General features: G+C 65.0%; 18 protein-coding genes. 12 read left to right on the top strand and 6 right to left on the bottom strand.

Going from position 1 to position 23,118, the window contains the following annotated elements; translation table 11 throughout:
• Positions 1-2 precede the first annotated feature (2 nt).
• From C8267_RS04630 to C8267_RS04620, 3 genes are read left to right on the top strand one after another with little or no spacing between them, the layout of a single operon-like run.
• Positions 3-1,019 carry a PhoH family protein gene (locus tag C8267_RS04630; RefSeq protein ID WP_087361362.1) on the top strand — a complete coding sequence of 339 codons (1,017 nt, stop codon included), beginning with the start codon at positions 3-5 and terminating at the stop codon, positions 1,017-1,019.
• Positions 1,020-1,025: 6 nt separating this feature from the next.
• Positions 1,026-2,486 (top strand): aminoacyl-histidine dipeptidase, encoded by a 1,461-nt coding sequence (locus C8267_RS04625; protein ID WP_106633853.1) that lies wholly within the window; start codon positions 1,026-1,028, stop codon positions 2,484-2,486.
• A 6-nt stretch (positions 2,487-2,492) separates the two neighbouring features.
• Positions 2,493-3,497: a diacylglycerol/lipid kinase family protein gene (locus C8267_RS04620; RefSeq protein WP_087361359.1), complete on the top strand. Its 1,005-nt coding sequence runs from the start codon at positions 2,493-2,495 to the stop codon at positions 3,495-3,497.
• 214 nt (positions 3,498-3,711) lie between these two features.
• On the opposite strand, the gene C8267_RS04615 is transcribed toward C8267_RS04620, so the two are convergent.
• The gene (locus tag C8267_RS04615) at positions 3,712-4,287 is read right to left on the bottom strand and encodes a hypothetical protein (RefSeq protein WP_106633852.1); all 576 of its coding nucleotides are present in this window, start codon (positions 4,285-4,287) and stop codon (positions 3,712-3,714) included.
• A 96-nt stretch (positions 4,288-4,383) separates the two neighbouring features.
• Between C8267_RS04615 and C8267_RS04610 the strand changes: the two genes are divergently transcribed.
• The 4 genes from C8267_RS04610 (at position 4,384) to C8267_RS04595 (ending at position 10,355) form a co-directional block, all read left to right on the top strand.
• A complete protein-coding gene (locus C8267_RS04610; RefSeq protein WP_087361356.1) occupies positions 4,384-4,944 on the top strand; it encodes a Crp/Fnr family transcriptional regulator in 561 nt (186 codons plus the stop codon).
• Positions 4,945-4,998: 54 nt separating this feature from the next.
• On the top strand, positions 4,999-5,715 hold the full coding sequence (locus C8267_RS04605) for an SDR family NAD(P)-dependent oxidoreductase (protein WP_106633851.1): 717 nt from the start codon (positions 4,999-5,001) through the stop codon (positions 5,713-5,715).
• A 270-nt stretch (positions 5,716-5,985) separates the two neighbouring features.
• On the top strand, positions 5,986-7,674 hold the full coding sequence (locus tag C8267_RS04600) for a SulP family inorganic anion transporter (RefSeq protein ID WP_106633850.1): 1,689 nt from the start codon (positions 5,986-5,988) through the stop codon (positions 7,672-7,674).
• Positions 7,675-8,036: 362 nt separating this feature from the next.
• A complete protein-coding gene (locus C8267_RS04595) occupies positions 8,037-10,355 on the top strand; it encodes a glycoside hydrolase family 95 protein (RefSeq protein ID WP_158699715.1) in 2,319 nt (772 codons plus the stop codon).
• 83 nt (positions 10,356-10,438) lie between these two features.
• Here the strand turns inward: C8267_RS04595 and C8267_RS04590 are convergent, their stop codons facing one another.
• The 4 genes from C8267_RS04590 to ychF form a co-directional block, all read right to left on the bottom strand.
• The gene (locus tag C8267_RS04590; protein ID WP_106633848.1) at positions 10,439-11,494 is read right to left on the bottom strand and encodes an aldose epimerase family protein; all 1,056 of its coding nucleotides are present in this window, start codon (positions 11,492-11,494) and stop codon (positions 10,439-10,441) included.
• A 42-nt stretch (positions 11,495-11,536) separates the two neighbouring features.
• Positions 11,537-13,072, bottom strand: coding sequence for a glutamate--tRNA ligase (gene gltX, locus C8267_RS04585; protein WP_106633847.1), 1,536 nt, complete (start codon positions 13,070-13,072; stop codon positions 11,537-11,539).
• A gap of 384 nt (positions 13,073-13,456) precedes the next feature.
• Positions 13,457-14,182: an SIMPL domain-containing protein gene (locus C8267_RS04580; protein ID WP_106633846.1), complete on the bottom strand. Its 726-nt coding sequence runs from the start codon at positions 14,180-14,182 to the stop codon at positions 13,457-13,459.
• A gap of 105 nt (positions 14,183-14,287) precedes the next feature.
• Positions 14,288-15,388 (bottom strand): redox-regulated ATPase YchF, encoded by a 1,101-nt coding sequence (gene ychF / locus C8267_RS04575; protein ID WP_087361343.1) that lies wholly within the window; start codon positions 15,386-15,388, stop codon positions 14,288-14,290.
• A 232-nt stretch (positions 15,389-15,620) separates the two neighbouring features.
• Here ychF and C8267_RS04570 point away from each other — a divergent pair, with 232 nt between their 5' ends.
• Genes C8267_RS04570 through C8267_RS04550 form a run of 5 tightly spaced genes read left to right on the top strand, consistent with a single transcriptional unit; the run spans position 15,621 to position 21,627 of the window.
• Positions 15,621-17,426: a hypothetical protein gene (locus C8267_RS04570; protein ID WP_158699714.1), complete on the top strand. Its 1,806-nt coding sequence runs from the start codon at positions 15,621-15,623 to the stop codon at positions 17,424-17,426.
• A 6-nt stretch (positions 17,427-17,432) separates the two neighbouring features.
• On the top strand, positions 17,433-18,161 hold the full coding sequence (gene rsmI / locus C8267_RS04565; RefSeq protein WP_087361339.1) for a 16S rRNA (cytidine(1402)-2'-O)-methyltransferase: 729 nt from the start codon (positions 17,433-17,435) through the stop codon (positions 18,159-18,161).
• Between the two features lie 10 nt (positions 18,162-18,171).
• The gene (locus tag C8267_RS04560) at positions 18,172-19,686 is read left to right on the top strand and encodes a TIGR00341 family protein (RefSeq protein ID WP_106633844.1); all 1,515 of its coding nucleotides are present in this window, start codon (positions 18,172-18,174) and stop codon (positions 19,684-19,686) included.
• Positions 19,683-20,603, top strand: coding sequence for a lysophospholipid acyltransferase family protein (locus C8267_RS04555; RefSeq protein ID WP_106633843.1), 921 nt, complete (start codon positions 19,683-19,685; stop codon positions 20,601-20,603). The genes C8267_RS04560 and C8267_RS04555 overlap by 4 nt, the downstream gene beginning before the upstream one ends.
• Positions 20,590-21,627 carry a glycosyltransferase family 2 protein gene (locus C8267_RS04550; RefSeq protein ID WP_106633842.1) on the top strand — a complete coding sequence of 346 codons (1,038 nt, stop codon included), beginning with the start codon at positions 20,590-20,592 and terminating at the stop codon, positions 21,625-21,627. The genes C8267_RS04555 and C8267_RS04550 overlap by 14 nt, the downstream gene beginning before the upstream one ends.
• A gap of 227 nt (positions 21,628-21,854) precedes the next feature.
• On the opposite strand, the gene fbp is transcribed toward C8267_RS04550, so the two are convergent.
• A complete protein-coding gene (gene fbp / locus C8267_RS04545; RefSeq protein WP_106633841.1) occupies positions 21,855-22,868 on the bottom strand; it encodes a class 1 fructose-bisphosphatase in 1,014 nt (337 codons plus the stop codon).
• Positions 22,869-23,118: the final 250 nt, after the last annotated feature.

The following is a 23,118-nucleotide window of genomic DNA, read 5'->3' as shown; positions in this document are numbered from 1 at the left end:
CCATGACGGAGGCAGTCGGCAGAGAGATACTCGTCGAGGGGGTCGACCCCCGCGAGCTCTACGGAGCCCAGAACGTCTATCTGGACCAGATTCGGGAGCTGCATCCCCAGTTGAAGATTGTCGCGCGCGGCTCGTCGCTCAAGGTGCTCGGCCCGCGTGCCGAGACCGAGCGCTTCGAGAAGCACCTCGACGGGCTGGTGGCCTATTACCTCAAGTACGGCCACATCTCCTCGGAGGTGGTCTCGCAGGCCTTCTCGGGCGTGGCGCTGCAGGAGGCGCCCACCGACAAGGATGTAATCGTCTACGGCAACAACGGCAACATCATCCGCGCACGGACGGTCAACCAGCAGCGGCTGGTGAGCCTCTACGACAAGTGCGACCTGCTCTTTGCGGTCGGACCGGCCGGCTCGGGCAAGACCTATACGGCCATTGCGTTGGCCGTGCGGGCGCTCAAGGAGCGGCAGGTGCGGCGCATCATCCTGACGCGTCCGGCCGTCGAGGCGGGCGAGAAACTGGGCTTCCTGCCCGGCGACATGAAGGAGAAGCTCGACCCCTACCTGCAGCCCCTCTACGATGCGCTGAACGACATGATTCCCGCCGCCAAGCTGACCCGCTACATCGAGGAGGGGACCGTGCAGATTGCGCCGCTGGCCTACATGCGCGGCCGCACGCTCGACAACGCCTTCGTCATTCTGGACGAGGCGCAGAACACGACCCTCTCGCAAATCAAGATGTTCCTCACGCGCATGGGACGCAACGCCAAGTTCATCGTCACGGGCGACGTGACGCAGATTGACCTGCCGCGCAAGAGCGACAGCGGTCTGGTGCACACGATGGAGATTCTGCGCCGCGTGGAGGATATCGGCATCGTCGAATTCGACAAGCGCGACATCGTCCGCCACCCGCTGGTCAAGTACATCGTCGAGGCCTTCGACCGCGACGCCGCCGCATCGGCCCCCGCGCGCGGCGCTTCGGCTTCGCACGAAAACGAACAGAATGTATCACACAAAAACCAATAGAACCTTATGGATAAGAATCTGACAGCCCTCAAACCGGCGCTTGTCTGGAAACATTTCGCCGAAATCGTCCGCATTCCGCGCCCCTCGTCGCACGAGGAGCAAATCCGCCGCTACGTGCTCGACGTGGCCCGTTCGCTCGGGCTCGAGTGCCGCGAAGATGCGGGCCACAACGTCTACGTGCGCAAACCCGCCTCGAAGGGGATGGAGAACCGCAAGGGCGTGGTGCTGCAGGCCCACCTCGACATGGTGCCGCAGAAGAACAACGACAAGGTCTTCGACTTCGAGAAGGACCCCATCGAGGCCTACATCGACGGCGAGTGGGTGACGGCCGACGGCACGACGCTCGGCGCCGATGACGGCATCGGCGTGGCCGCCATTCTGGCCGTGCTCGAGGACAACACGCTGCGCCACGGTCCCGTCGAGGCGCTCTTCACCGCCACGGAGGAGACCGGCATGGACGGCGCCTTCGGGCTGGAGGAGCACCTGCTCCAGGGGGACATCCTGCTCAACCTCGACTCCGAGACCGAGGGCGAGCTCTACGTCGGCTGCGCCGGCGGTCTGGACGCCAACATCACCTTCAACTACGAGGCCGAGCCGGTGCCCGCTGCCTGCGAGGCGCTGCGCATCGTGGTCAAGGGGCTCAAGGGGGGCCACTCGGGCATCCAGATTGTCTGCCAGCGTGCCAATGCCAACAAGCTGCTCTTCCGCTTCATCGGCCGCATGGCTGCCGACGAGGGGATGCTGCTCGCGTCGGTCGACGGCGGCGGTCTGCGCAACGCCATTCCGCGCGAGGCCGAGGCGGTTGTGCTGCTTCCCGCCGGCCGTTCGGGTACCGTCATCGAGGCGCTGAAGCACTTCGAGCAGGTCGTCGTGGCGGAGTTCGCCGGCATCGAGGATTCGATTGAAATGCACGCCGAACCCTGCGCGCTGCCCGAGCGGATGATTGCCCGCGCGGTGGGCGAGCGTCTGGTGCGGGCCGTGCTCGCATGCCCCGACGGCGTGCGCCGCATGTCGATGTCGATGCCCGGTCTGGTACAGACCTCGTCGAATCTGGCCCGCGTGGTCTCTGACGGGCGGACCGTCCGGCTGCAGAGCCTGCTGCGCAGCTCGGTCAACTCCGAGAAGGAGGAGCTGGGCCAGGCCTTCGAGGCGCTCTTCACGCTGGCCGGCGCGCGCGTCGAGCTGACGGGCAGCTACGACGGCTGGAAGCCCGATATGGACTCTCCGATTCTCAAGGCGATGACCGCCTCCTACGAGGCGCTCTACGGCCGCAAGCCTCTGGTGACGGCCATCCACGCCGGTCTGGAGTGCGGCATCATCGGCGGCAAGTATCCCGGTCTGGACATGATTTCGTTCGGCCCGACCATCTGCTACCCCCACTCGCCCGACGAGAAGGTCGACATCGCTTCGGTGGGCCGCTTCTACGAGTTCCTGGTCCACACGCTGGAGAACGTACCCCAAAAGTAGCAGACCTTGGAGACACGCGGCGTCAAATGGTTCGTAATCGTCAATCCCGTGGCCGGAGGCGGCCGCGGGCTTGACCATTTTCCGCAGATATCGAAGCATCTGCGCGATGCGTACATCCGCTGCGAACCGGTCTTCACCGAGCACAAGTTCCACGCCACGGAGCTCACGGTCACGGCCGTGAGGGAGGGCTACCGCCACATCATCGTCGTGGGTGGCGACGGAACGCTGCACGAGGTGGTCAACGGCCTCTTCATCCAGCAGGAGGTGCGCCCCGACGAGGTGCTGCTGGCGGTCATCGCCGTCGGCACGGGCAACGACTGGGTCCGCACGTTCGGCATCTCGAACCGCTACCGTGACGCCGTGCGGGCCATTGCCGAGGGGCACTCGTTCCTGCAGGACGTCGGCGTGGTCTCCTACGAGGAGGCGCACTACCGCCAGAGCCGCTACATGGCCAACGTGGCCGGCGCGGGGTTCGACGCCCACGTGGTGCGCAAACAGTCGCATCTGAAGAAGAAGGGCCACAAGCACCGCTGGCGCTACACGTGGTGCGTCGTGAACTCCTTCTTCCGCTACAAGTCGACGGGCGTGAAGGTATGGGTCGACGACCGGCTGGTCTACAACAACCTGCTGCTGAGCATCGCCATCGGTATCTGCAAGTACAACGGCGGAGGCATGCAGCCGCTGCCCGAAGCGGTGGCCGACGACGGCATGTTCGACGTCTCGCTCATCCGTCCGGTCCACTTCTGGCACCTGCTCTTCCGCTTCCACTACCTCTTCAACGGCGGCATCTACCGCATCCGCCACATCCTGCGCGAGCGGGGTAGCCGCATCCGGATTGAGTCCTCGCCCGAGGTCTCGGTCGAGGTCGACGGCGAGCTGCTGGGCGAGTCGCCGCTCGAGTTCTCGGTGCTCCACCGCGCCATCCGTGTGGTGGTGGGGCGTGAATTCCTGGCCGGGCGGCTTGAGCGCAGCGCCGGCGCCGGGCCGCAGCCTTCGACGCCGGATGCCTGAGCGGGCGCCGTCGTCTCGGGCCGCATGCGGAGCAGGCCAGATATGAAAAATCCCGGAACATTGCCGTTCCGGGATTTTTCGTGTGTGGAGGTGCCGCACATCCGCGAAGTGCGGCTCCGAACACTGCGGCCGGGTTTGCTGCTGCGCCGGGCGGGGGCTGCAAGGACCGGCCGCGGAGGTCCGCTTCGTCGCGGCGTCCGGGCCGATGCGGGGGTCAGTCGACCGTCTCGAGGATGTCGACCTCGGTGAAGGTCCACCCGAAGAGGTCGTTGGCGCACTCGAGCTCCAACTGTCGGATTTGCGACAGGTCGGTCGTGTCGGCCAGCACGGCGTTGAAGAAGGCGCCCATGGTCTGGTAGGTGTTGTTGACCTTCGAGGCGAAGCACTTGTAGAAGCCGTGCTGCTGTTCGTAGTTCAGGCCGGCGGGCAGCACGCCCTGGGCCACCAGATAGGGGTAGGGGTAGATGTGGCGCATGTTGCGGGCGTCGGCGTTGAGCTCGTCGACGATGGTGGTCACCACGACCATGTCCACCGTGTCGCTCACGCCCGGCATCTCGAGGAAGGTGACGTAGACCGGATAGCTCGCCTCGAGCTGTCCCGACACGTCGTCGGCGAAGAGCGAGAATTCGGCGTCGGTCAGGTCGTCGAGGTAGACCATCTGGCGGTAGTCGCGCAGTGCTTCGCGCATCGCCTTGCGCTCCTGGTCGTTCCAGCGGCGCTGCTGCGAGCAGCCCGCGAGGCCGGCGGCGAAGAGCGCCAGCACCGGAATGCAGAGTAGAATCTTTTTCATCCTTTCTTGGTTGTTGGTTTGCTTCCTCGCAACGGAGCAATCCCTGTGCCAAAAAAGTAGTATCTTGCGGTGCCATATTTAATATAAGCGGCGACGATGGATTTCAATCGCTATATCACGACTGCTGAGTTTCATGAACTTGCAGAACTTCTCCGGACCGAAGGGCGGCTTGTTGCGTTTGCTCCCGGGGAGCCGTTCGCGCGTCAGGATGAGCGCAATCGCCATTGCGGACTGGTCGAAGAGGGGGCTTTTCGCTATGTGCATCTTACCTCTCGGGGGGAATCCCATGTGGTGGGTTATGCCTTTGCCGGGGAGTTTGTGGGCGACTACATCTCGATGAGCAGCGGCCGTCCGTCCTGGGTCGGAATCGAGGCAATCTGCGAAAGTCGTGTATGGACTCTTGAGCGAGACACTCTGGAGGCTTTTTATGCAGTGGATGCGGCGCATGAGCGACTCGGGCGCCTGTTTGCGGAGCATCTGCTGTCCGAGGTCTATGAACGGTTGCTGCAATCTTACGTCACTTCGCCTCAGGACCTTTATGAAATATTGTTGCGCCGCTGTCCCAATCTGTTGAACTTCATATCGCTGAAGGAGCTGGCCTCCTTCCTGCGCATTCGCCCCGAAACCTTGAGCCGCATCCGGCGCCGCATTTTGTAGATTTCTTGATTCTAATCAAGATTGACACGGAAAAAATCCGATACTTTTGCCTTCATGAAACAGGCAGTCGTTATCGGAGCTACGTCGGGAATCGGGCGCTCTCTTGCATTGAAACTTGTTGCAGCCGGCTGGCGGGTAGGTGTGGTTGGACGCCGCGAAGCGTTGCTGCGTGAATTGAAGGAGCGTTATCCAACCGCTTTTTCATATGCTGCAGTCGATATTGCACAACCGGCCGCCTGTCTGAACGCTCTGTCGGATTTGGTCGAGCGGATGGGAGGGATGCACCTCTGTGTCGTATGCGCCGGCACGGGCGAACTGAATCCGTCGCTCGATTTCACCCTTGAAGAGCCCTCCATCTTGACCAACGTACGGGGATGGACGGCTGTGGTGGACTGGGCGTACAACTATTTCGAAGGTCGGGGTGGAGGAGACCTTGCGGTTGTTACGTCGATTGGCGGATTGCGCGGAAGCGCGTCGGCTCCGGCATACAATGCCTCGAAAGCCTATCAGATTAATTATGTCGAGGGGTTGTGTCAGCGAAGCGTACAATCTGCCTCGAATGTCCGGATAATGGAGATTCGTCCCGGCCTGGTTGATACGGCGATGGCCAAAGGCAGTGGCTTGTTCTGGGTGATGCCCGTCGACCGGGTAGCGAATCAGGCGTTGAATGCCCTGCTCAAGGGCCGACGATTAACAGTTGTTACCCGCAGATGGTTGATTGTCGGCTGGATACTTCGTATATTGCCCCAATTCTTGTATCTTAGATTGTAATCAGAAGAACGAGTCTCTCCTGGCAGCGGGAATTTTGCTTCTGACAGATGATTGGCGTGGATTTGTTGCCCTCCGCCGTTCTTCACCATCTTTGCGGGTCAATCTTTTTCCGAAAGAGGTCCGGGGTGCCGGACGGGAAGCGGCGCAGCGTGAGAAGGGTCGGGGAGGACGGTGGACAGCCGCACGACCTGCAAAAAAACGGAACAAAACAGGCGAAAAAGAGAAATTTTGTCTACTTTTGCGCTTTCGTTCCAAACAAGAATCCTCGAAATGAAACTCTTCACGTTCAGGCCCAAACTCGTCGACACGCTCCGCAACTACTCGCGTGCCGACTTCATGCGCGACCTGATGGCCGGCGTCATCGTCGGCATCGTCGCCCTGCCGCTGGCCATCGCCTTCGGCATCGCTTCGGGCGTCTCGCCCGAGAAGGGCATCATCACGGCCGTCATCGCCGGCTTCGTCGTCTCGCTGCTGGGCGGCAGCCGCGTCCAGATTGGCGGCCCGACCGGCGCCTTCATCATCATCGTTTACGGCATCGTCCAGGAGTACGGCGAGGCGGGACTTCTGGTGGCAACGCTCATGGGCGGCGTGCTGCTCGTGCTCATGGGGCTCTTCCGGCTGGGTACGGTCATCAAGTTCATCCCCTATCCCATCATCGTGGGCTTCACGAGCGGTATTGCCGTGACCATCTTCACCACGCAGGTAGCCGACATCTTCGGCCTCGACTTCGGCAGCGAGAAGGTGCCGGGCGACTTCATCGAGAAGTGGGCCCTCTACTTCCGCCACTTCGACACGGTCAACTGGTGGAATACGCTCGTCGCCGTGCTGAGCATCGTCCTCATCGCCCTCACGCCGAAGCTCATGCGCCGCATCCCCGGCTCGCTCGTGGCCATCGTCGTGATGACGGCAGCCGTCTGGGCGCTGCGCCGCTATGCGGGCATCGACTCCATCGACACCATCGGCGACCGCTTCACGATTCGCTCCGAGCTGCCCGCCGCGGCGCTCCCGGCCCTCGACTGGGAGGCCGTGCGGAGCCTCTTCCCGGTAGCGGTGACCATCGCGCTGCTGGGGGCCATCGAGTCGCTCCTCTCGGCCACGGTGGCCGACGGCGTCATCGAGGACCGCCACGACTCGAACACCGAGCTCATCGCCCAGGGTGCGGCCAACCTGCTGACGCCCCTCTTCGGCGGCATCCCCGCCACGGGCGCCATCGCCCGCACGATGACCAACATCAACAACGGCGGTCGCACCCCCGTGGCGGGCATCGTCCACGCCGTCGTGCTGCTGCTCATCCTGCTGCTGCTCATGCCCCTGGCGCAGTACATTCCGATGGCCTGCCTGGCGGGTGTGCTGGCCGTGGTGGCCTACAACATGAGCGGCTGGCGCACCTTCAAGGCGCTACTGCGCAACCCCCGCTCGGATGTGGCCGTGCTGCTCATCACCTTCTTCCTGACGGTGGTCTTCGACCTGACGGTGGCCATCGAGGTGGGGCTGCTCATCGCCTGCGTCCTCTTCCTCAAGCGGGTGATGGAGACCACCGAGATTTCGGTCATCCGCGACGAAATCGACCCCAGTGCCGGCACCGACCTGACGCTGCACGAGGAGCACCTCACGGTGCCCGAGGGGGTCGAGGTCTACGAAATCAACGGCCCCTACTTCTTCGGCATCGCCACCAAGTTCGAGGAGCTGATGGCCCAGATGGGCGACCGCCCCAGGGTGCGCGTCATCCGCATGCGCAAGGTCCCCTTCATCGACTCGACGGGCCTGCACAACCTCACGACGCTGTGCGAGATGTCGCGCCGCGAGAAAATCGAGGTGGTTCTCTCTGGCGTGAACGAGCAGGTGCACGGAGCGCTCGAACGGGCGGGCATCATCGAGATGCTGGGCGGTGAGAACGTCTGCCCCAACATCCACGTGGCGCTCGAGCGTGCCGCACGGCTCGTTGCGGCGCGGAGCTGACCCGTGCGGCGGTCGCAGGTCGACAGCTGGAAGAGGCGGCGTGGAGCGATGACTCCGCGCCGCCTCTTCTGTTTCCGGGGCGGGGCAAATACAGTGCGGGAAGAGGACTTTGTGAAGGCCGGCTCCGCAAAGAGGGGACCGTCGCCGTGCGGAGGTCGCAAAAGTCCCTTGCGGAGTGCCGTTTGCGTACGAATTGAAAAGCGTTTCCGGACGGAATTCCTTATCTTTGTGGAGGAAGGAGGTGCCGCCTCTCCCCACGTACGGTCTGCACCGTCAACGCACCCGAAGGGCGGTGTGCGCCTCATCCCTATCCCGCTTTTGTTATCCGTACAAACCGCATCATGATTCGCAAACTGATTGGAATGGCCCTTCTGCTTCTCCTGACGGGGTGCAGCGGCACGGAGGCTCCCCGTCACGGAGCGCTCACCCTATGGTACGACAGACCTGCCTCGCGCTGGGTCGAGACGCTTCCGCTGGGCAACGGCCGGCTGGGGGCCATGCCCGACGGCGGGCCTGCGGCCGAGCACATCGTGCTCAACGACATCTCGCTCTGGAGCGGCTCCGAGCAGAACACCGACAACCCCGAGGCCGGCGAGTGGCTTCCCCGCATCCGCGCCCTGCTGCTCGAGGGGCGTAACCTCGAGGCGCAGCGGCTCATGTACCGTCACTTCGTCTGCCGGGGTGGAGGCTCCGCCGGTGCGGCCTACGGCAGCTACCAGCTGCTGGGTGCGCTCGATATCCGGCAGCAGCTTCCCGACAGCTCCGACGTCGGAGCCTATGAACGGGGCCTGAACATCGGCGACGCGACGGCCTATACGCGTTTCGAGTCGGGCGGCGTGCGGTTTACGCGCGAATATTTCGTCTCGCGCACCGCCGATGTCGTGGCCGTGCGGCTGCGCGCCTCCCGGCCCGGAGCGCTCAACTTTTCGGTGCGGCTGTCGCGCCCCGAAAACGCCCGCTGCTCGGCCGGGCGGGGGGAGCTGCGGATGGAGGGCTCGCTGCCGAGCGGCCAGGAGGGGGTCGAAGGGATGCGCTATGCCGCCCGTGCGGCGGTGAAGGGCAACGGCCGGCTCGACGAGGAGGCGGGAGCCCTGCATGTGAGCGATGCCGACGAGGCGGTGATATACCTCTCGGCCTCGACCACGTGGTGGAGCGACGACTGCGGGCGGATGACCGACTCGCTGCTCGATGCGGCCCTTGGCTGTGATTTCGATTCGCTGCGCGAGGCCCATACGGCCGACTACCGCCGCTATTTCGACCGTGTCTCGCTCGATTTGGGCGAGGCGCCCGACCTGCCCACCGACCGGCGGCTCGAACGGTTCGATTCGCTGCCCGACCCGGCGCTTGCGGCGCTCTACATGCAGTACGGCCGCTACCTGCTGCTCAGTTCGACGCGCGAGGGGTCGCTGCCGCCCAATCTGCAGGGGCTCTGGGCCAATACGGTTGATACCCCCTGGAAGGGGGACTACCACCTGAACATCAACGTCGAGATGAACCACTGGCTCACCGGCCCGGGCAATCTGTCGGAGCTCCAGCAGCCGCTCATCGAGCTCGTCCGGCGCATGGTCCCCTCGGGCGAGCGGACCGCCCGCTGCTTCTACCGCTCGGAGGGGTGGTGCGCCCACGTGCTGGCCAATCCGTGGAACTTCACGGCGCCGGCCGAGAATCCCGCCTGGGGAGCAACCAATACGGGCGGGGCCTGGCTGGCGCTGCACCTCTGGGAGCAGTACCGCTTCACGGCCGACACGGCCTGCCTGCGCAGCGTCTACCCTGTGATGCGGGGTGCGGCGCGCTTCTTCCTCGACAACCTCATCCCCGAGCCCGAGCACGGATGGCTGGTGACGGCCCCCACCTCGTCGCCCGAGAACGGATTCTACGACGAGAGCCCGACGGAGATTACCTACGTATGCATGGGCTCGACGATGGATACGCAGCTGGTGCGCGAGCTCTTCGGCGCCGTCACCCGGGCCTCGGAGCTGCTGGGCTGCGATGTCGATTTTGCCGCACGGCTGCGTGCCACGGCGCTGCGGCTGCCGCCCCATCAGGTCAGCGAGTCGGGCTACCTGCTCGAGTGGCTGAAGGACTACCGCGAGATGGAGCCCCACCACCGCCACGTCTCCCACCTGTTCGGCCTCTATCCCGGCACGCAGCTGACACGCCGCCGTACGCCCGAGTTGATGTCTGCCTGCCGGGCGACGCTCGAACGTCGCGGCGACGAGGGCACGGGGTGGTCGCGCGCCTGGAAAATCGCCTTCTGGGCCCGTCTGGGTGATGGCAACCGCGCCTACCGCCTCTTCCACAACCTGCTCCAGCCGGCGCTCGTCGAGGGTTCGGCCGACGAACGCAGCGGTACCTATCCCAACCTCTTCTGCGCCCATCCTCCCTTTCAGATTGACGGCAACTTCGGCGGAGCGGCGGGCATTGCCGAGATGCTGCTGCAGAGCCACGACGGCTGCATCGATGTGCTGCCGGCGCTTCCCGACGCCTGGCCCGAGGGCGAGTACCGGGGGCTCAAGGCGCGCGGCAACATCGCGGTCGGCTGCCGCTGGTCGCAGGGGCGGGTCCGCGAGGTGACGCTCTGCAGCGAGGCCGACTGCCGCGTGACGCTCTGCGTGCCGGGCGGCGAGTCGCGCGAGGTGAGCTGCCGCGCCGGCGAGCCCTGCACGCTGCGCTTTAGCTGACGGTTCCTCCAGGAGACGAAAAAGCGGGGAGGGTTCCAACGTGGAACCCTCCCCGCTTTTTCCTATCGGTCGTCGCCCGGCCTTCAGAAGGTGCCGAAGCGGAAGACAATCTTCTGGCAGTAGAGCTCGCCGGGGTGGAGCAGCGGCGAGGGGAAGTCGGCGTGGTTCACCGCATCGGGGTAGTTCTGACACTCGAGGGCCACACCAGCGTAGTCCTCGTAGCGGCCGCCCGACTTGGTCTCGGGACATCCGCCCGAGAGCCAGTTGCCCGTGTAGAGCATCACGCTGGGCTGCGACGAGAGCACCTCAAGGCGGCGTCCCGACCGCGGGTCGCGCAGCTCGCCCACCTCGCCCAGGATGTTGGGCTTCCAGCCGTCGATGATGAAGGGGTGGTCGTAGCCGCGGAAGTCGCGGATGTGGTTGAACTCCGAGTCGATGCCGGGTCTCAGGGTGCGGAAGGTGCGGAAGTCCTGCGGCGTCCCCTCGACGTCGAGGATGCGCCCCGTGGGAATCTGCCGCTCGTTCATCTCCAGCACGTGCGACGAGTTGAGCCGCAGCTCGTGGTCGAGCACCGAGCCCGAATGCTCGCCCGAGAGGTTGAAGTAGACGTGGTTCGTCAGGTTGACGGGCGTCGTCCGGTCGCACTTGGCCAGATAGGTGATTTCGAGCGCGTTGTCGTCGTCGAAGTCGAAGACCGCCTCGACGTTCACCTCGCCCGGGTAGCCCTGGTCGCCATCCTCCGACGTGAGGGCCATCACCACGCGGTTCTCCTCCACGCGGCTCTCCCAGATGCGGTTGGCGAAGTTCTTCGTGCCGCCGTGCAGGTGGTTCACGCCGTTGTTCACCTCGAGCCGGTACTCCTTGCCCTCGACCGTCATCCGCCCGTAGGCAATCCGGTTGGCCACGCGGCCCACGCTCTTGCCCAGCGCCGCGCTGTCGTAGAAGTAGCCCTCGGGATGCTTGTATCCCAGCGCCACGTCGTCGATGTGCCCCTCGCGGTCGGGGACCTCAATTGAGACAATCGCCGCACCGTAGTTGGTCACCCGTACGCGGCCGCCCCGGCTGTTGCTCATCGTATAGAGGATGATGGCCTCGCCTTCGGGGGTCATGCTCCAGAGATTCTGTTCGATTTCAATCATGGTGTTCGCTTTTTTGTCGGTTGTCGGTTCCGCCGCCGTGCGCTACTCGGCCGGCTGCAGACGCTCGAGCAGGTTGTCGATGCGGCGCAGCGTCTCCTGCTTGCCGATGAACGAGGTGACGTCGTACATGCCGGGGCCCTTGCCCGCACCCACGAGCGCCAGACGCAGCGTGTTCATCACCTGCCCCATGGAGTAGCCCTTCTCCTCAATCCAGCCGTGGACAATCCGCTCGGTGTTCTCGAGCGAGAAGTCGTCGATGCCCTCCAGCACGGCGCGCACCTCGCGCAGGATGCGCGGGTTGTCGCCCTTCCAGTACTTGCGCACCTGCTTCTCCTCATACTCGGTCGGAGCCACGAAGAAGAACGAGGTGAGGTCCCACAGGTCGGTGATGAGCGAGGCGCGCTCCTTCATGATGCCTGCGGCACGTCCGGCCACCTCGTCGGAGACTTCGATGCCGTGCTCGCGCAGAATCGGCTGGTAGACGGCCGCCAGCTCGGCGTCGCTCTTGCGGTGCATGTACTGGGCGTTGAACCAGCGCGCCTTGTCGGGCTGGAAGCGGGCGCCCGACTTCGAGACGCGGTCGAGCGAGAAGCTGTCGATGAGCTCCTGCATCGTGAAGAGCTCCTGCTCGGTGCCGGGGTTCCAGCCCAGCAGCGCCAGCATGTTGATGAAGGCCTCGGGGAAGTAGCCGTCCTCGCGGTAGCCGCGGGCCGTCTCGCCCGTGGTGGGCGACTTCCAGAAGAGCGGGAAGACGGGGAAGCCCATCTTGTCGCCGTCGCGCTTCGAGAGCTTGCCGCCGCCCGTAGGCTTGAGCAGCAGCGGCAGGTGGGCGAAGGCGGGACGCGAATCCTCCCATCCGAAGGCCTTGTAGAGCAGGTAGTGCAGCGGCAGCGAAGGCAGCCACTCCTCACCGCGGATGACGTGCGAAATCTCCATCAGGTGGTCGTCGACGATGTTGGCCAGGTGGTAGGTGGGCAGCGCGTCGGCCGACTTGTAGAGCACCTTGTCGTCGAGCGTCGAGGTGTTGACCTCGACATGGCCGCGAATCAGGTCGTCCATCTCGACCATCTGGTTCTCGGGCATCTTGAAGCGGATGACCCACTGGTCGCCGCGCTCGATGCGGGCGCGCACCTCGTCGGCCGGCAGGGCGAGCGACGTGGCGAGCTTCTCGCGCACCGTGTAGTTGTAGGCGAAGGCCTCGCCGCGCGCCTCGGCCTCCTTGCGCAGCGCCTCGAGCTCCTCGGCCGTGTCGAAGGCGTAGTAGGCCCATCCGGCATCGACGAGCTGGAGGGCGTACTTGAGGTAGATTTCGCGGCGCTCGCTCTGGCGGTAGGGGGCGTGGGGACCGCCCACGCCGACGCCCTCGTCGATTTCGATGCCGCACCACTTGAGCGAGTCGAGGATGTACTGCTCGGCGCCCGGGACGAAGCGGTGCGAATCGGTATCCTCGATGCGGAGCAGCATCACGCCGCCGTGGTGGCGGGCGAAGAGGTAATTGTAGAGTGCCGTGCGGACGCCGCCGATGTGCAGCGGGCCGGTGGGGCTGGGTGCGAAGCGCACCCGAACGGGTCTTTCCATATCGTTTTTCAAATTTTGAATATCCTTGCTCAAGCGTTCCGTGCACGGTTGCGTGCGCGTTTCGCGTATTCGTTTTTCGTTTCGTGCGGCTCTCCGCTTCGTGCGGCAGCGCACACCTGCGGGCGGCGTGCCCGGGCGGGTGTGCGCTCCGTAGCGGTTGGCGGCGGAAGGTGCCGGGTGCGGGTTCGCAACGGTTCCGTTTTCACACCGGCCCCGGTTCCGGGATGGCGGTTGCGCGCGGTCCCGTTGCGCGGCGGCCCGGTTTTTGGGTGGTGCGGGAGGCCTCGGCGGTTGCCGCAGCCCTCAGCCGTTGCCGTGGGGCGGCGTTGCGCCGGTTTTCAGCCGGTAGGGCGGGTGTCATCCCGCCCCCCCCCTTGGGCGCCGCTACTTGACCCGGTACTCGAGCCGCATGGTGATGCGGGCCTTCTTCTGGCGCGACGAGGTGTTGAACGACCCTCCGGCCGAGAACTCCTCGTTGGTGTTGGCCCCCGTAATCTGGAAGACGCCCATGCGCGCCGAGGCCACGCGGCCCAGCTTCGCACCGGCGTTCCGGGCAATCTTCTCGGCGCGCGTGCGGGCATCGGCCGAGGCGGTCTCGATGAGCCCCATCTTCACGTCGTCGAGCTTCGTGTAGTAGTAGTCCGGCGCCATCACCTCGATGCCCACGCCCTGGGCCATGAGCGACGAGATTTCACGCGAGATGGCCTCGACCTTCTCCACCTCGTTCGACTCGACCGTAAAGCGCTGCCGGAGCAGGTAGCCCGTGAAGCGCTGGCCGGCCCAGTTGCCGTTGGCGTTGTAGATGGCCGTATACTGCTTCTCGACGTTGACGAACTCGAAGACCACCGCCTCGGCGGGGAGCCCCCGCTCGGCGAGGAACTTCTGGACCTTCGCCTTGCCGGCCTCGATTTCGGCATAGCCCCGGGCGACGTTCTCCGCTTCGGCTGTCAGGACGCCCGACCAGACAATCAGGTCGGAGGTGAACTCCGTCTCGCCCAGACCCGTGACGGTGACGGTCTCCTGAGCACGGTACTTGTAGGTGTAGTAGCGGCCCAGCAATACAACGCAGACGATGGCCGTCACTCCCAGAATGAGGTACTTGCTTTTCATGGTTCGAACTCTGTTTTAGGTTATCGGGTTGGTTGTCTCAATCGGGACGGGGTTCGGGGCGGAGGGCCGGCGGCGGGGCCGCAGGCGCCCCGCGCGGACGCCGAATCAGACGTTGAACAGGAAGTGCATGATGTCGCCGTCCTGCACGACGTAGTCCTTGCCCTCGATGCCGATTTTGCCGGCGTCGCGGCAGGCCTTCTCCGAGCCCAGCGTCACGTAGTCGTCGTACTTGATGACCTCGGCGCGGATGAATCCCCGCTCGAAGTCGGTGTGGATGATGCCGGCCGTCTGGGGCGCCTTCATGCCGCGCACGTAGGTCCAGGCGCGCGTCTCGTCGGCTCCCGTGGTGAAGAAGGTCTCGAGGTTGAGCAGCCGGTAGGCCGACTTGATGAGCCGGGCCACGCCCGACTCTTCGAGGCCGAGGTCCTCGAGGAACATCTGACGCTCCTCGTAGCTCTCCAGCTCGGCGATGTCGGCCTCGGTGGCGGCGGCGATGATGAGCATCTCGGCCTTCTCGTCGGCGATGGCGGCCCGCACCGCTTCGGTGTAGGCGTTGCCCGTCGCGGCGCTCTTCTCGTCGACGTTGCAGACGTAGAGCACCGGTTTGTCGGTCAGCAGGTTGAGGTCGGCCACCAGCTTGTGGTCCTCCTTGTCGAGCTCGACCGTGCGGGCGCTCTTGCCCTGCTCGAGCACTGCCTTGTACTGCAGCAGCAGCTCGACGGCGCGCTTGGCCTGCTTGTCGCCGCCCGAGGTGGCCGCCTTCTGGGTCTTTGCCAGACGGTTCTCGACCGTCTCGAGGTCCTTCAGCTGGAGCTCCGTGTCGATGATGCCCTTGTCGCGCACGGGGTCGATGGAGCCGTCCACGTGGGTGATGTTGCCGTTGTCGAAGCAGCGCAGCACGTGGATGATGGCGTTCGTGTTCCGGATGTTGCCCAGGAACTTGTTGCCCAGACCCTCGCCCTTGGAGGCACCCTTGACCAGACCGGCGATGTCGACAATCTCGATGGTGGTGGGGATGACCCGCTTCGGATGGTCAATTTCGGCCAGACGGACCAGCCGCTGGTCGGGCACGGTGATGACGCCCACGTTGGGCTCGATGGTGCAGAAGGGGAAGTTGGCCGCCTGGGCCTTTGCGTTGGAGAGGCAGTTGAAAAGCGTCGATTTGCCGACATTGGGCAGTCCGACGATGCCGCATTGTAAAGCCATTATCTGAATTCTGATTTTCGTTTCGTGCTGCAAAGATAACCAACTTTTCGGGAACGGGATGCGGGAGCCTCTTTATTTTTCGGGTGGAGGTTCCTGTGTGTGGGCTCTGTTTCAAATCTTTTGGCCTGGGGCGGGGCGGCTGCCGGGGGCCGCGGGGCAAAATATCGCGGGCAATGCTTGCCTCGATGCGCATTAATGCGTATCTTTGGAGGTCAAAAAGAGCCTTGAAATTATGGATTTGAAAACGATACGGGAAGAGTTGTCGCGGCTCGAATCGCTCGTCGGCGGCTGGCAGGCCGAGGCGGAGGTTCCGGCCGTCGAGCGCGACCTGGCGCTCGAACTGCTCCGGAGGCTGTACGAGCAGCTGCGTTTCGACGCCCCCGGGGCGCCGCAGCCCGAAGAGGCCGGGACGGGGGCCGTCGAGGTGCCCGAGAGCATCGACCTGGACGAGATGCTCGCCCTCGAACCGGTTGCCGCCGCTGCCGTGGAGGAGTCTGCGGCGGCTGCGGACGACGACAACGAGGCCGAAGCGGTGATGAAGGCCGAAGAGGCTGCGGCCCCGGCCCCCGGTTCGCCCGAGGCGCGTGCGGCGGCGGCCGAGGAGGCTGCTGCCGAGACGGTCGAGGTGGTGACGGCCACCGTCGACGAGGAGCGCACCGACGCTGCCGGGAAGAATGTTCCGGAGACGCCTGCCGCCGAAAAGACTGCTCCGGAGGAGCCTGCCACCGCGACATCCGCCGCCGAAGAGGTCAAGGAGGTCGTAGAGGCCTCGCCTGCGGTGCCGGTATCCGAGCCCGTCACCCCGGCTGTCCCGGCCGAACCCGCCGAATCGGTGCAGCCCGCAGTGGAAGCGGCTGCTGCAGAGCCGGCCGTTGCGGCTGAGCCTGCGGTTGAACCGGCTGTCGCAGCTGAACCCGCTGCGGCCCCTGCCGTTGCCGAAGCGGCTGCCGGAAGTGAGGCCGGGGAGGAGGAGCACCATGCGGGCGGTCGTCCGCGTGCCGTGATGGGCAGCCTGTTCGGTGCCGAGGAGCCCGTCGTGCGCCACCGCCACCGTCAGCGGGTCATCATGTCGCTCTACGGCGATGGGGAGCCCGCATCGGGCGAGCGCCTTTCGGGTACGGGTACGGTGCGCAAACCGGCCGCCTCCGTTGCCGAGCGTCGCATGGCCGGTCTGCGTGACGAGGCCGCCGGGGAGGAAGCCCGCGCCGTGAGCCCGACCGCTTCGCAGCCGGCACCCGCCGCCGCGGCTGAGCATTCGGTCGAAGCGGCTGCCGTGAAGGGCGAAGCTGCCGGGCAGCGCCCGGAGACGGAACTGTCCGCCGGGCCGCAAACCGAGCCGCAGAACGACGTTCAGAACGCGCCGCAGAACGAACAGCAAACCGAGCCCGAGGTGCAGCCCGAAGTTGCCGCGCCGGAACCTCAATTGGAAAAAGCCGCTGAAGCCGCAGCTTCGGAACCCGGAGCCGGGGAAGAGGAGGCGGACCCCTTTGTCGAGGTGGAGCTCGCTCCCGACGCGATTGCAGAGGAGGCGGCCCCGGCCCCGGAACAATCGGAAGAGCCGGAAGCCGAGCCTGAGCCCGAGTCCGAACCGGAACCCGAGCCTCTCCAATCGCATCCCGCACACGCCTCGCACTCCGCCGGTGCCGTGCCGCACGGAGCGGGTCCGGGCGCTGCACCGCATGCACATCCGTCGGCACCTCTTGCCGCCGAGGGGGACGCCGTGCTGGGCGAGGTCATCAACCACGACGTGCGGACGCTGGCCGACACCATCGCTCCGCCGCGCGACATGGCCTCGCAAATCGCCCGCAGCGAACCGGTCACCGACCTGCGCCGGGCCATCGGCATCAACGACCGCTTCCTGATGATTCGCGACCTGTTCGGCGGCGACGCCGACGCCTACGAGCGCGCCATCACGGCGCTCGACGGCTGCAGCGACCTGGACGAGTGCATGATTTACATCGCCGAGAACTACGCCTGGAACTCCTCGTCGGACGGCGCACGCTTCCTCATGGAGCTCCTCGAACGCAAATACGCTTAGCTTAGCATGGCCAAACTCTATATCGTACCCACGCCCATCGGCAATCTGGACGACATCACGCTGCGCGCCGTCAAGGTGCTGGGCGAGGTGGACCTCATCCTGGCCGAGGATACGCGGACCACGTCGGTGCTGCTGCGCCACCTGGGCATCGAAAAGCCGCTCCGCTCGCACCACAAGTTCAACGAGCACGCCACGGTCCGCATGGTGGCCGACCACATCGCCGCGGGCCGCACCGTGGCGCTGGTCTCCGACGCCGGCACGCCCGGCATCTCGGACCCGGGCTTTCTGCTGGTGCGCACCTGCGTCGAGCAGGGCATCGAGGTCGAGTCGCTGCCCGGAGCCACGGCCTTCGTGCCGGCGCTGCTCCAGAGCGGCTTCCCCTGCGACCGCTTCTGCTTCGAGGGCTTCCTGCCCCAGAAGAAGGGGCGCATGAAGCGTCTGCAGGCGCTTGCCGACGAGGAGCGTACGATGATTTTCTATGAATCGCCCTACCGCGTGGTCAAGTGCCTTGAGCAGTTTGCCGAGACCTTCGGGGCGGAGCGGCAGGTGTCGGTCTCGCGCGAGCTGACCAAGAAGTTCGAGCAGACCGTGCGCGGCACGGTGGCCGAGGTGCTCGAATACTTCCGCGCGACGGAGCCCCGGGGCGAGTTCGTCCTGGTGGTGGCCGGCAAGACGCGCCCGCGCCGCGGCGAGGCGGCCGACGGGGAGGAGTTCCCCGAGCAGGAAAACGATTGAAACGGACAACATGGAGCATACGGAACTGAAAAATACCGAAAACACGGGAAACACGGAAAATACGGGAAACGCGGGGAATACGGAAAATCCCGCAGGTAACGCAAATACCGCAAACGGCGGCGCCACCTCGGGGCCGCAGAGGAGCCGCGGCGGGCGCCAGCGCCGGGCCTTCGGAGTGTGGCTCGCCTCGCTGCGCGACTACCTGAGCGACCGCTTCAGCCTCGAGGATGACGACAAGGCGCAGCGCGACGAGGTGGTGGCCAACATCGCCAAGGGGGTCGAGTTCCGCGGCGTGAACCTCTGGGTGCTGATTTTCGCCACGATGATTGCCTCGCTGGGACTCAACGTCAACTCGGCGGCCGTCATCATCGGCGCGATGCTCATCTCGCCCATCATGGGCCCCATCATGGGCATCGGCCTCTCGCTGGGCATCAACGACTTCGAGCTGCTCAAGCGCTCGCTGCGCAACTATGCGCTGATGTTCATCGTCGCCATCATCACCTCGACGCTCTACTTCCTCATCTCGCCCATCGGGACGGCGCAGAGCGAGCTGCTGGCGCGCACCGTCCCGACGACCTACGACGTGCTCATCGCCCTGTTCGGCGGTCTGGCGGGCATCGTCGCCCAGTCGCGGCGCGACCGCACCTCGACGGTCATCCCCGGCGTGGCGATTGCCACGGCGCTCATCCCTCCCCTCTGCACGACGGGCTACGGCGTGGCGATGGGGCAGCCGCGCTTCTTCATCGGGGCCTTCTACCTCTTCTTCATCAACTCGGTCTTCATCGCCCTGGCCACCTACCTCATGGTGCGCTTCCTCAAGTACGAGAAGAAGGTCTTTATCGACAAGGTCCGCGAGCGCAACGTCAAGCGGCTGATGATGTTCATCACGCTCATCACCTTCATCCCGAGCGTCTTCGTGGGCTTCCGCATGGTGCGGGTCTCGCTCTTCGAGGCGGCGGCCGACAAGTACGTCTCGCGGGTCTTCAACTTCCCCCATACGCGCGTCATCGAGTGCAACAAGCACTACGCCCGCGGCAGCCATCCCTCGCAGATTGAGCTGGTGCTGCTGGGCGAGACGCTCGGCGACGAGGTCATCGAGAACGCCCGGGCGCAGCTGGCCGGCTTCCGCGGACTGGAGGATGCCGAGCTGGTGGTCCGCCAGGCCGACAACAGCGACCGGCTGGACATGGCGACGCTCCAGAAGAGCTACCTCGAGCTGCTCGGGGAGAAGAACGCCCAAATCGAGCAGATGCGCTCGCAGTTGGCCCGCTACCGGGTGACGAACGTCGCCGTGGAGGATATCTCGCGCGAGGCCGGGGTGGTGGTCCGCAACGTGGCGGCGGTGTCGCTCACCAAGGGCATCACCTTCGGAGTCGACGGCCAGCCGCGCGACACGACGCTCGTCTGTGTCGTCTCGCCCGCCGATTCGACGCAGCACATCGACCGTGAGTCGCTCGCCGCATGGCTGCGCGTGCGCACGAAGGTGGCCAACGTCAAGGTATTCGTAGAGAACGACAGACCATGAATCATCAGAAACTGACATTCGCGCAACGGGTAGGTTTGGAGCTGCTCTGGCTCTGGGCATGGCTCTTCGCCGTGATGCCCTACTGGTTCAAATACTACGTGGTCGAGAATCTCTTCTACGTGCTGCTCTGCTACGTGCTGCGCTACCGCCGCAAGGTGGTGTGGCAGAACCTGCGCAACTCCTTCCCCGAGAAGAGCGACGACGAGCTGACCGCCATCCGCCGCAAGTACTACCGCACGCTCTCCGAGCTGTTCGTCGATACGGTCAACATGGCCCACATGAGCGCCGACAAGGCCCGCACGGTGCTGACGGTCAAGGGGCTCGAGGAGCACCGCGCCGCCGTCAGGGGGCGCGACTGGATTGCGCTGACGGCCCACTACGGCTGCTGGGAGTACTGCTCCTACTGGGGGCTCTACGAACCCTCGCAGATGCTCGTTGCGGTCTACCATCCGCTGCGCAGCGTGGTGATGGAGTGCTTCTACCAGCGGCTGCGCAACTACGAGAATTCGACCACGGTGGCCATGAAGGAGTGCCTGCGCTTCTACCTGCGCAACCGCGAGAAGGGCATCGACGGCAAGAACCTCGTCATGGGGCTCATCGCCGACCAGAACCCGCCGCGGCGTCCCGACAGCCACTGGTTCCGCTTCCTCAATCAGGATACGATATTCTTCGACGGCGGCGAGAAGCTGGCCCTGCGCTGCCACCTCCCCGTCTATTTCGTCCGCATGAAGCGGCTGCGCCGCGGCCGCTACGAGATGTCGTTCGACCTGCTCTATGACGGCGAGGAGGTGGTCGAGCCCAACGAAATTACGGAGCGCTACGTGCGCCGGCTCGAGGCGGAGATTGTCGCCCAGCCCGAGCTGTGGATATGGTCGCACCGCCGCTGGAAACACAAACGCACGAATGTCAACGGTTAAAATCGTCATACTCAACTGGAACGGTGCGGAGCATCTGCGCCGCTTCCTGCCGAGCGTCGTGGCGGCGGCCGACGGGGCCGGCGTGGTCGTGGCCGACAACGGCTCGACGGACGACTCGCTGCGGCTGCTCCGCGAAGAGTTCCCCGGGGTCGAGGTGGTGACGATGGATGCCAATTACGGCTTTGCGGGCGGCTACGACCGCGCGCTCGAACACATCGAGGCGGACTACTACGTGCTGCTTAACTCCGACGTCGAGACCCCCGCGGGGTGGCTCGCGCCGCTCATCGCCGAACTGGAGCGCCATCCCGACGTGGCGGCCGTTGCGCCCCGCCTGCGGTCGCTCTGCGAGCCCGAGAAGTTCGAGTATGCCGGTGCGGCGGGCGGATACATCGATTTTCTGGGTTATCCCTTCTGCCGCGGCCGGATTCTGAAGTGCACCGAGCGCGACGAGGGGCAGTACGACGATGCGCGCGACGTCTTCTGGGTGACGGGCGCCGCCTTCTGCTGCCGGGCCGATGTCTTCCGGGCGCTGGGGGGCTTCGACGCCGACTTCTTCGCTCACATGGAGGAGATTGACCTCTGCTGGCGGATGCAGCTGGCGGGCTACCGGGTGCGGATTGTCCCCGGCAGCACGGTCTACCATCTGGGCGGAGGCACGCTGCAGACCGACTCGCCGTCGAAGGTCTTCTACAACCACCGCAACAATCTGGCGATGCTCTACAAGTGCTCGTCGCCCCTGCAGCGCCTCATCGTGGCCGTCGTGCGGCCGATGCTGGACCTGCTGGCGGCCCTCTCCTACCTGGCGCAGGGGCGCTGGGACAACTTCCGGGCCGTGGGGCGCGCCTACCGCGACTTCGTGCGGTGGCATCCGATGCTCTCCCGCAAGCGGCTCGAGACGCGGGCGCTGCTCGACTCCGAGCGCGTGTGCGGCGAGCGCGAACGTGCGCTGCGGCGGCATGTCTACGACGGCTCCATCGTGCTGCGCTACCTGCTCGGGCGCCGCACCTTCGGCCGGATGATGTAACGGGGGGGAAGAAGGAGAAGAAGGAGAAGGAGAAGGAGAAGGAGAAGGCTGTTTCGCCCTCAGCCCTGAACTTGCGGACCATGTGATTCCGGCGGGTGCCCCACCCAAAAACGGGCATCTTTCGGTTCAGATACGCTCCGGCATAAATCATGAAAATCCCCGGCTTCGTGAGAAGTCGGGGATTTTTGTCTGCAAGAGGGCGGTGCAGCGCCCTTCCGCGCCGCCGCTCAGATGGAGCCGAAGAAGCGCAGAAAGTCGGTCACCTTCTCCATCATCGCCTCCGAACCGGCGTAGAACGGCGTGCGCTGGTGCACGTCCTCGGGCTCGAGGTCGAGGATGCGCCGCTCGCCGTCGGTGGCCCGGCCCCCCGCCTGCTCGACGATGAAGGCCATCGGGTTGCACTCGTACTGCAGCCGCAGCTTGCCGCGCGGGTGGCTCTCGGTCTCGGGGTAGATGTAGATGCCCCCCTTGAGCATGTTGCGGTGGATGTCGGCCACCAGCGAGCCGATGTAGCGCGACGTGTAGGGGCGCTCCGTGCGCGCATCCTTCTCCTGGCAATACTTGATGTACTTCTTCACCCCGATTGGGAAACGTTCGTAGTTGCCCTCGTTGATGGAGTAGATGCGTCCCCGCTGCGGGAAGCGGATGTCGGGGTGCGAGAGGCAGAATTCGCCGATGGAGGGGTCGAGCGTGAAGCCGTTCACGCCGTTGCCCGAGCTGTAGACCAGCATCGTCGAGGAGCCGTAGATGACATATCCGGCCGCTGCAAGGGCGCGCCCCGGCTGGAGGAAGTCACCCCGCCCGACGCGCTCGCCCACGGGCGAGAGGCGGCGGTAGATGGCGAAGATGGTTCCCACCGAGACGTTGACGTCGATGTTCGACGAGCCGTCGAGCGGGTCCATGCAGACCACGTAGCGGGCGCCCTGCGCGAGCCCCTCCTCGAAGAGGACCACCTCTTCGTTCTCCTCCGACGCTACGCCGCAGCACTCGCCGCTGGCGCGCAGCTCGTCGAGGAAGGTCTCGTTGGCGTAGAGGTCGAGCTTCTGCTGCTCCTCGCCCTGGACATTCTCGACGCCCGTGCGTCCGAGGATGTCGACCAGGCCCGCCTTGTTCACTTCGCGGTTGACCTTCTTGGCCGCGATGCCGATGTGGTGGAGCAGCCGCGAGAAGCCGCCCGTGGCTTCGGGGAACTCCGACTGCCGTTCGATGATGAATTGGTTGAGGGTGGTGACTTTCGTCATGTCGGTCTCTTTTTAAGGGTTGCGGTAGAGCAAGTTAGAAACAAATTTCCGAAAAAGGAAATACTTTTTCGGGCAAACGCTCTTCGCACCCAAAGAAAAGGGCCTCCCGGACAAAAGAGCTCCGCCCCGTCGCTTCATCGTAAAGCGGCGGGGCGGAGCGGTTTCAGCGGCCCGTGGCCCGGTTTGTCACCAGCAGCCCGGTTCGTTGCCGTCTGCCCGGCTTGTCGTCTGCTGCCCGGCTTGTCACCGG

Origin of the sequence: Alistipes sp. Marseille-P5061 (assembly GCF_900290115.1) — a bacterium.
In the GTDB taxonomy this organism is placed as follows: Bacteria; Bacteroidota; Bacteroidia; order Bacteroidales; family Rikenellaceae; genus Alistipes; species Alistipes excrementigallinarum.
Note: the sequence above shows the minus strand (reverse complement) of the source record. Positions and strands in the feature narration are given on the sequence as shown.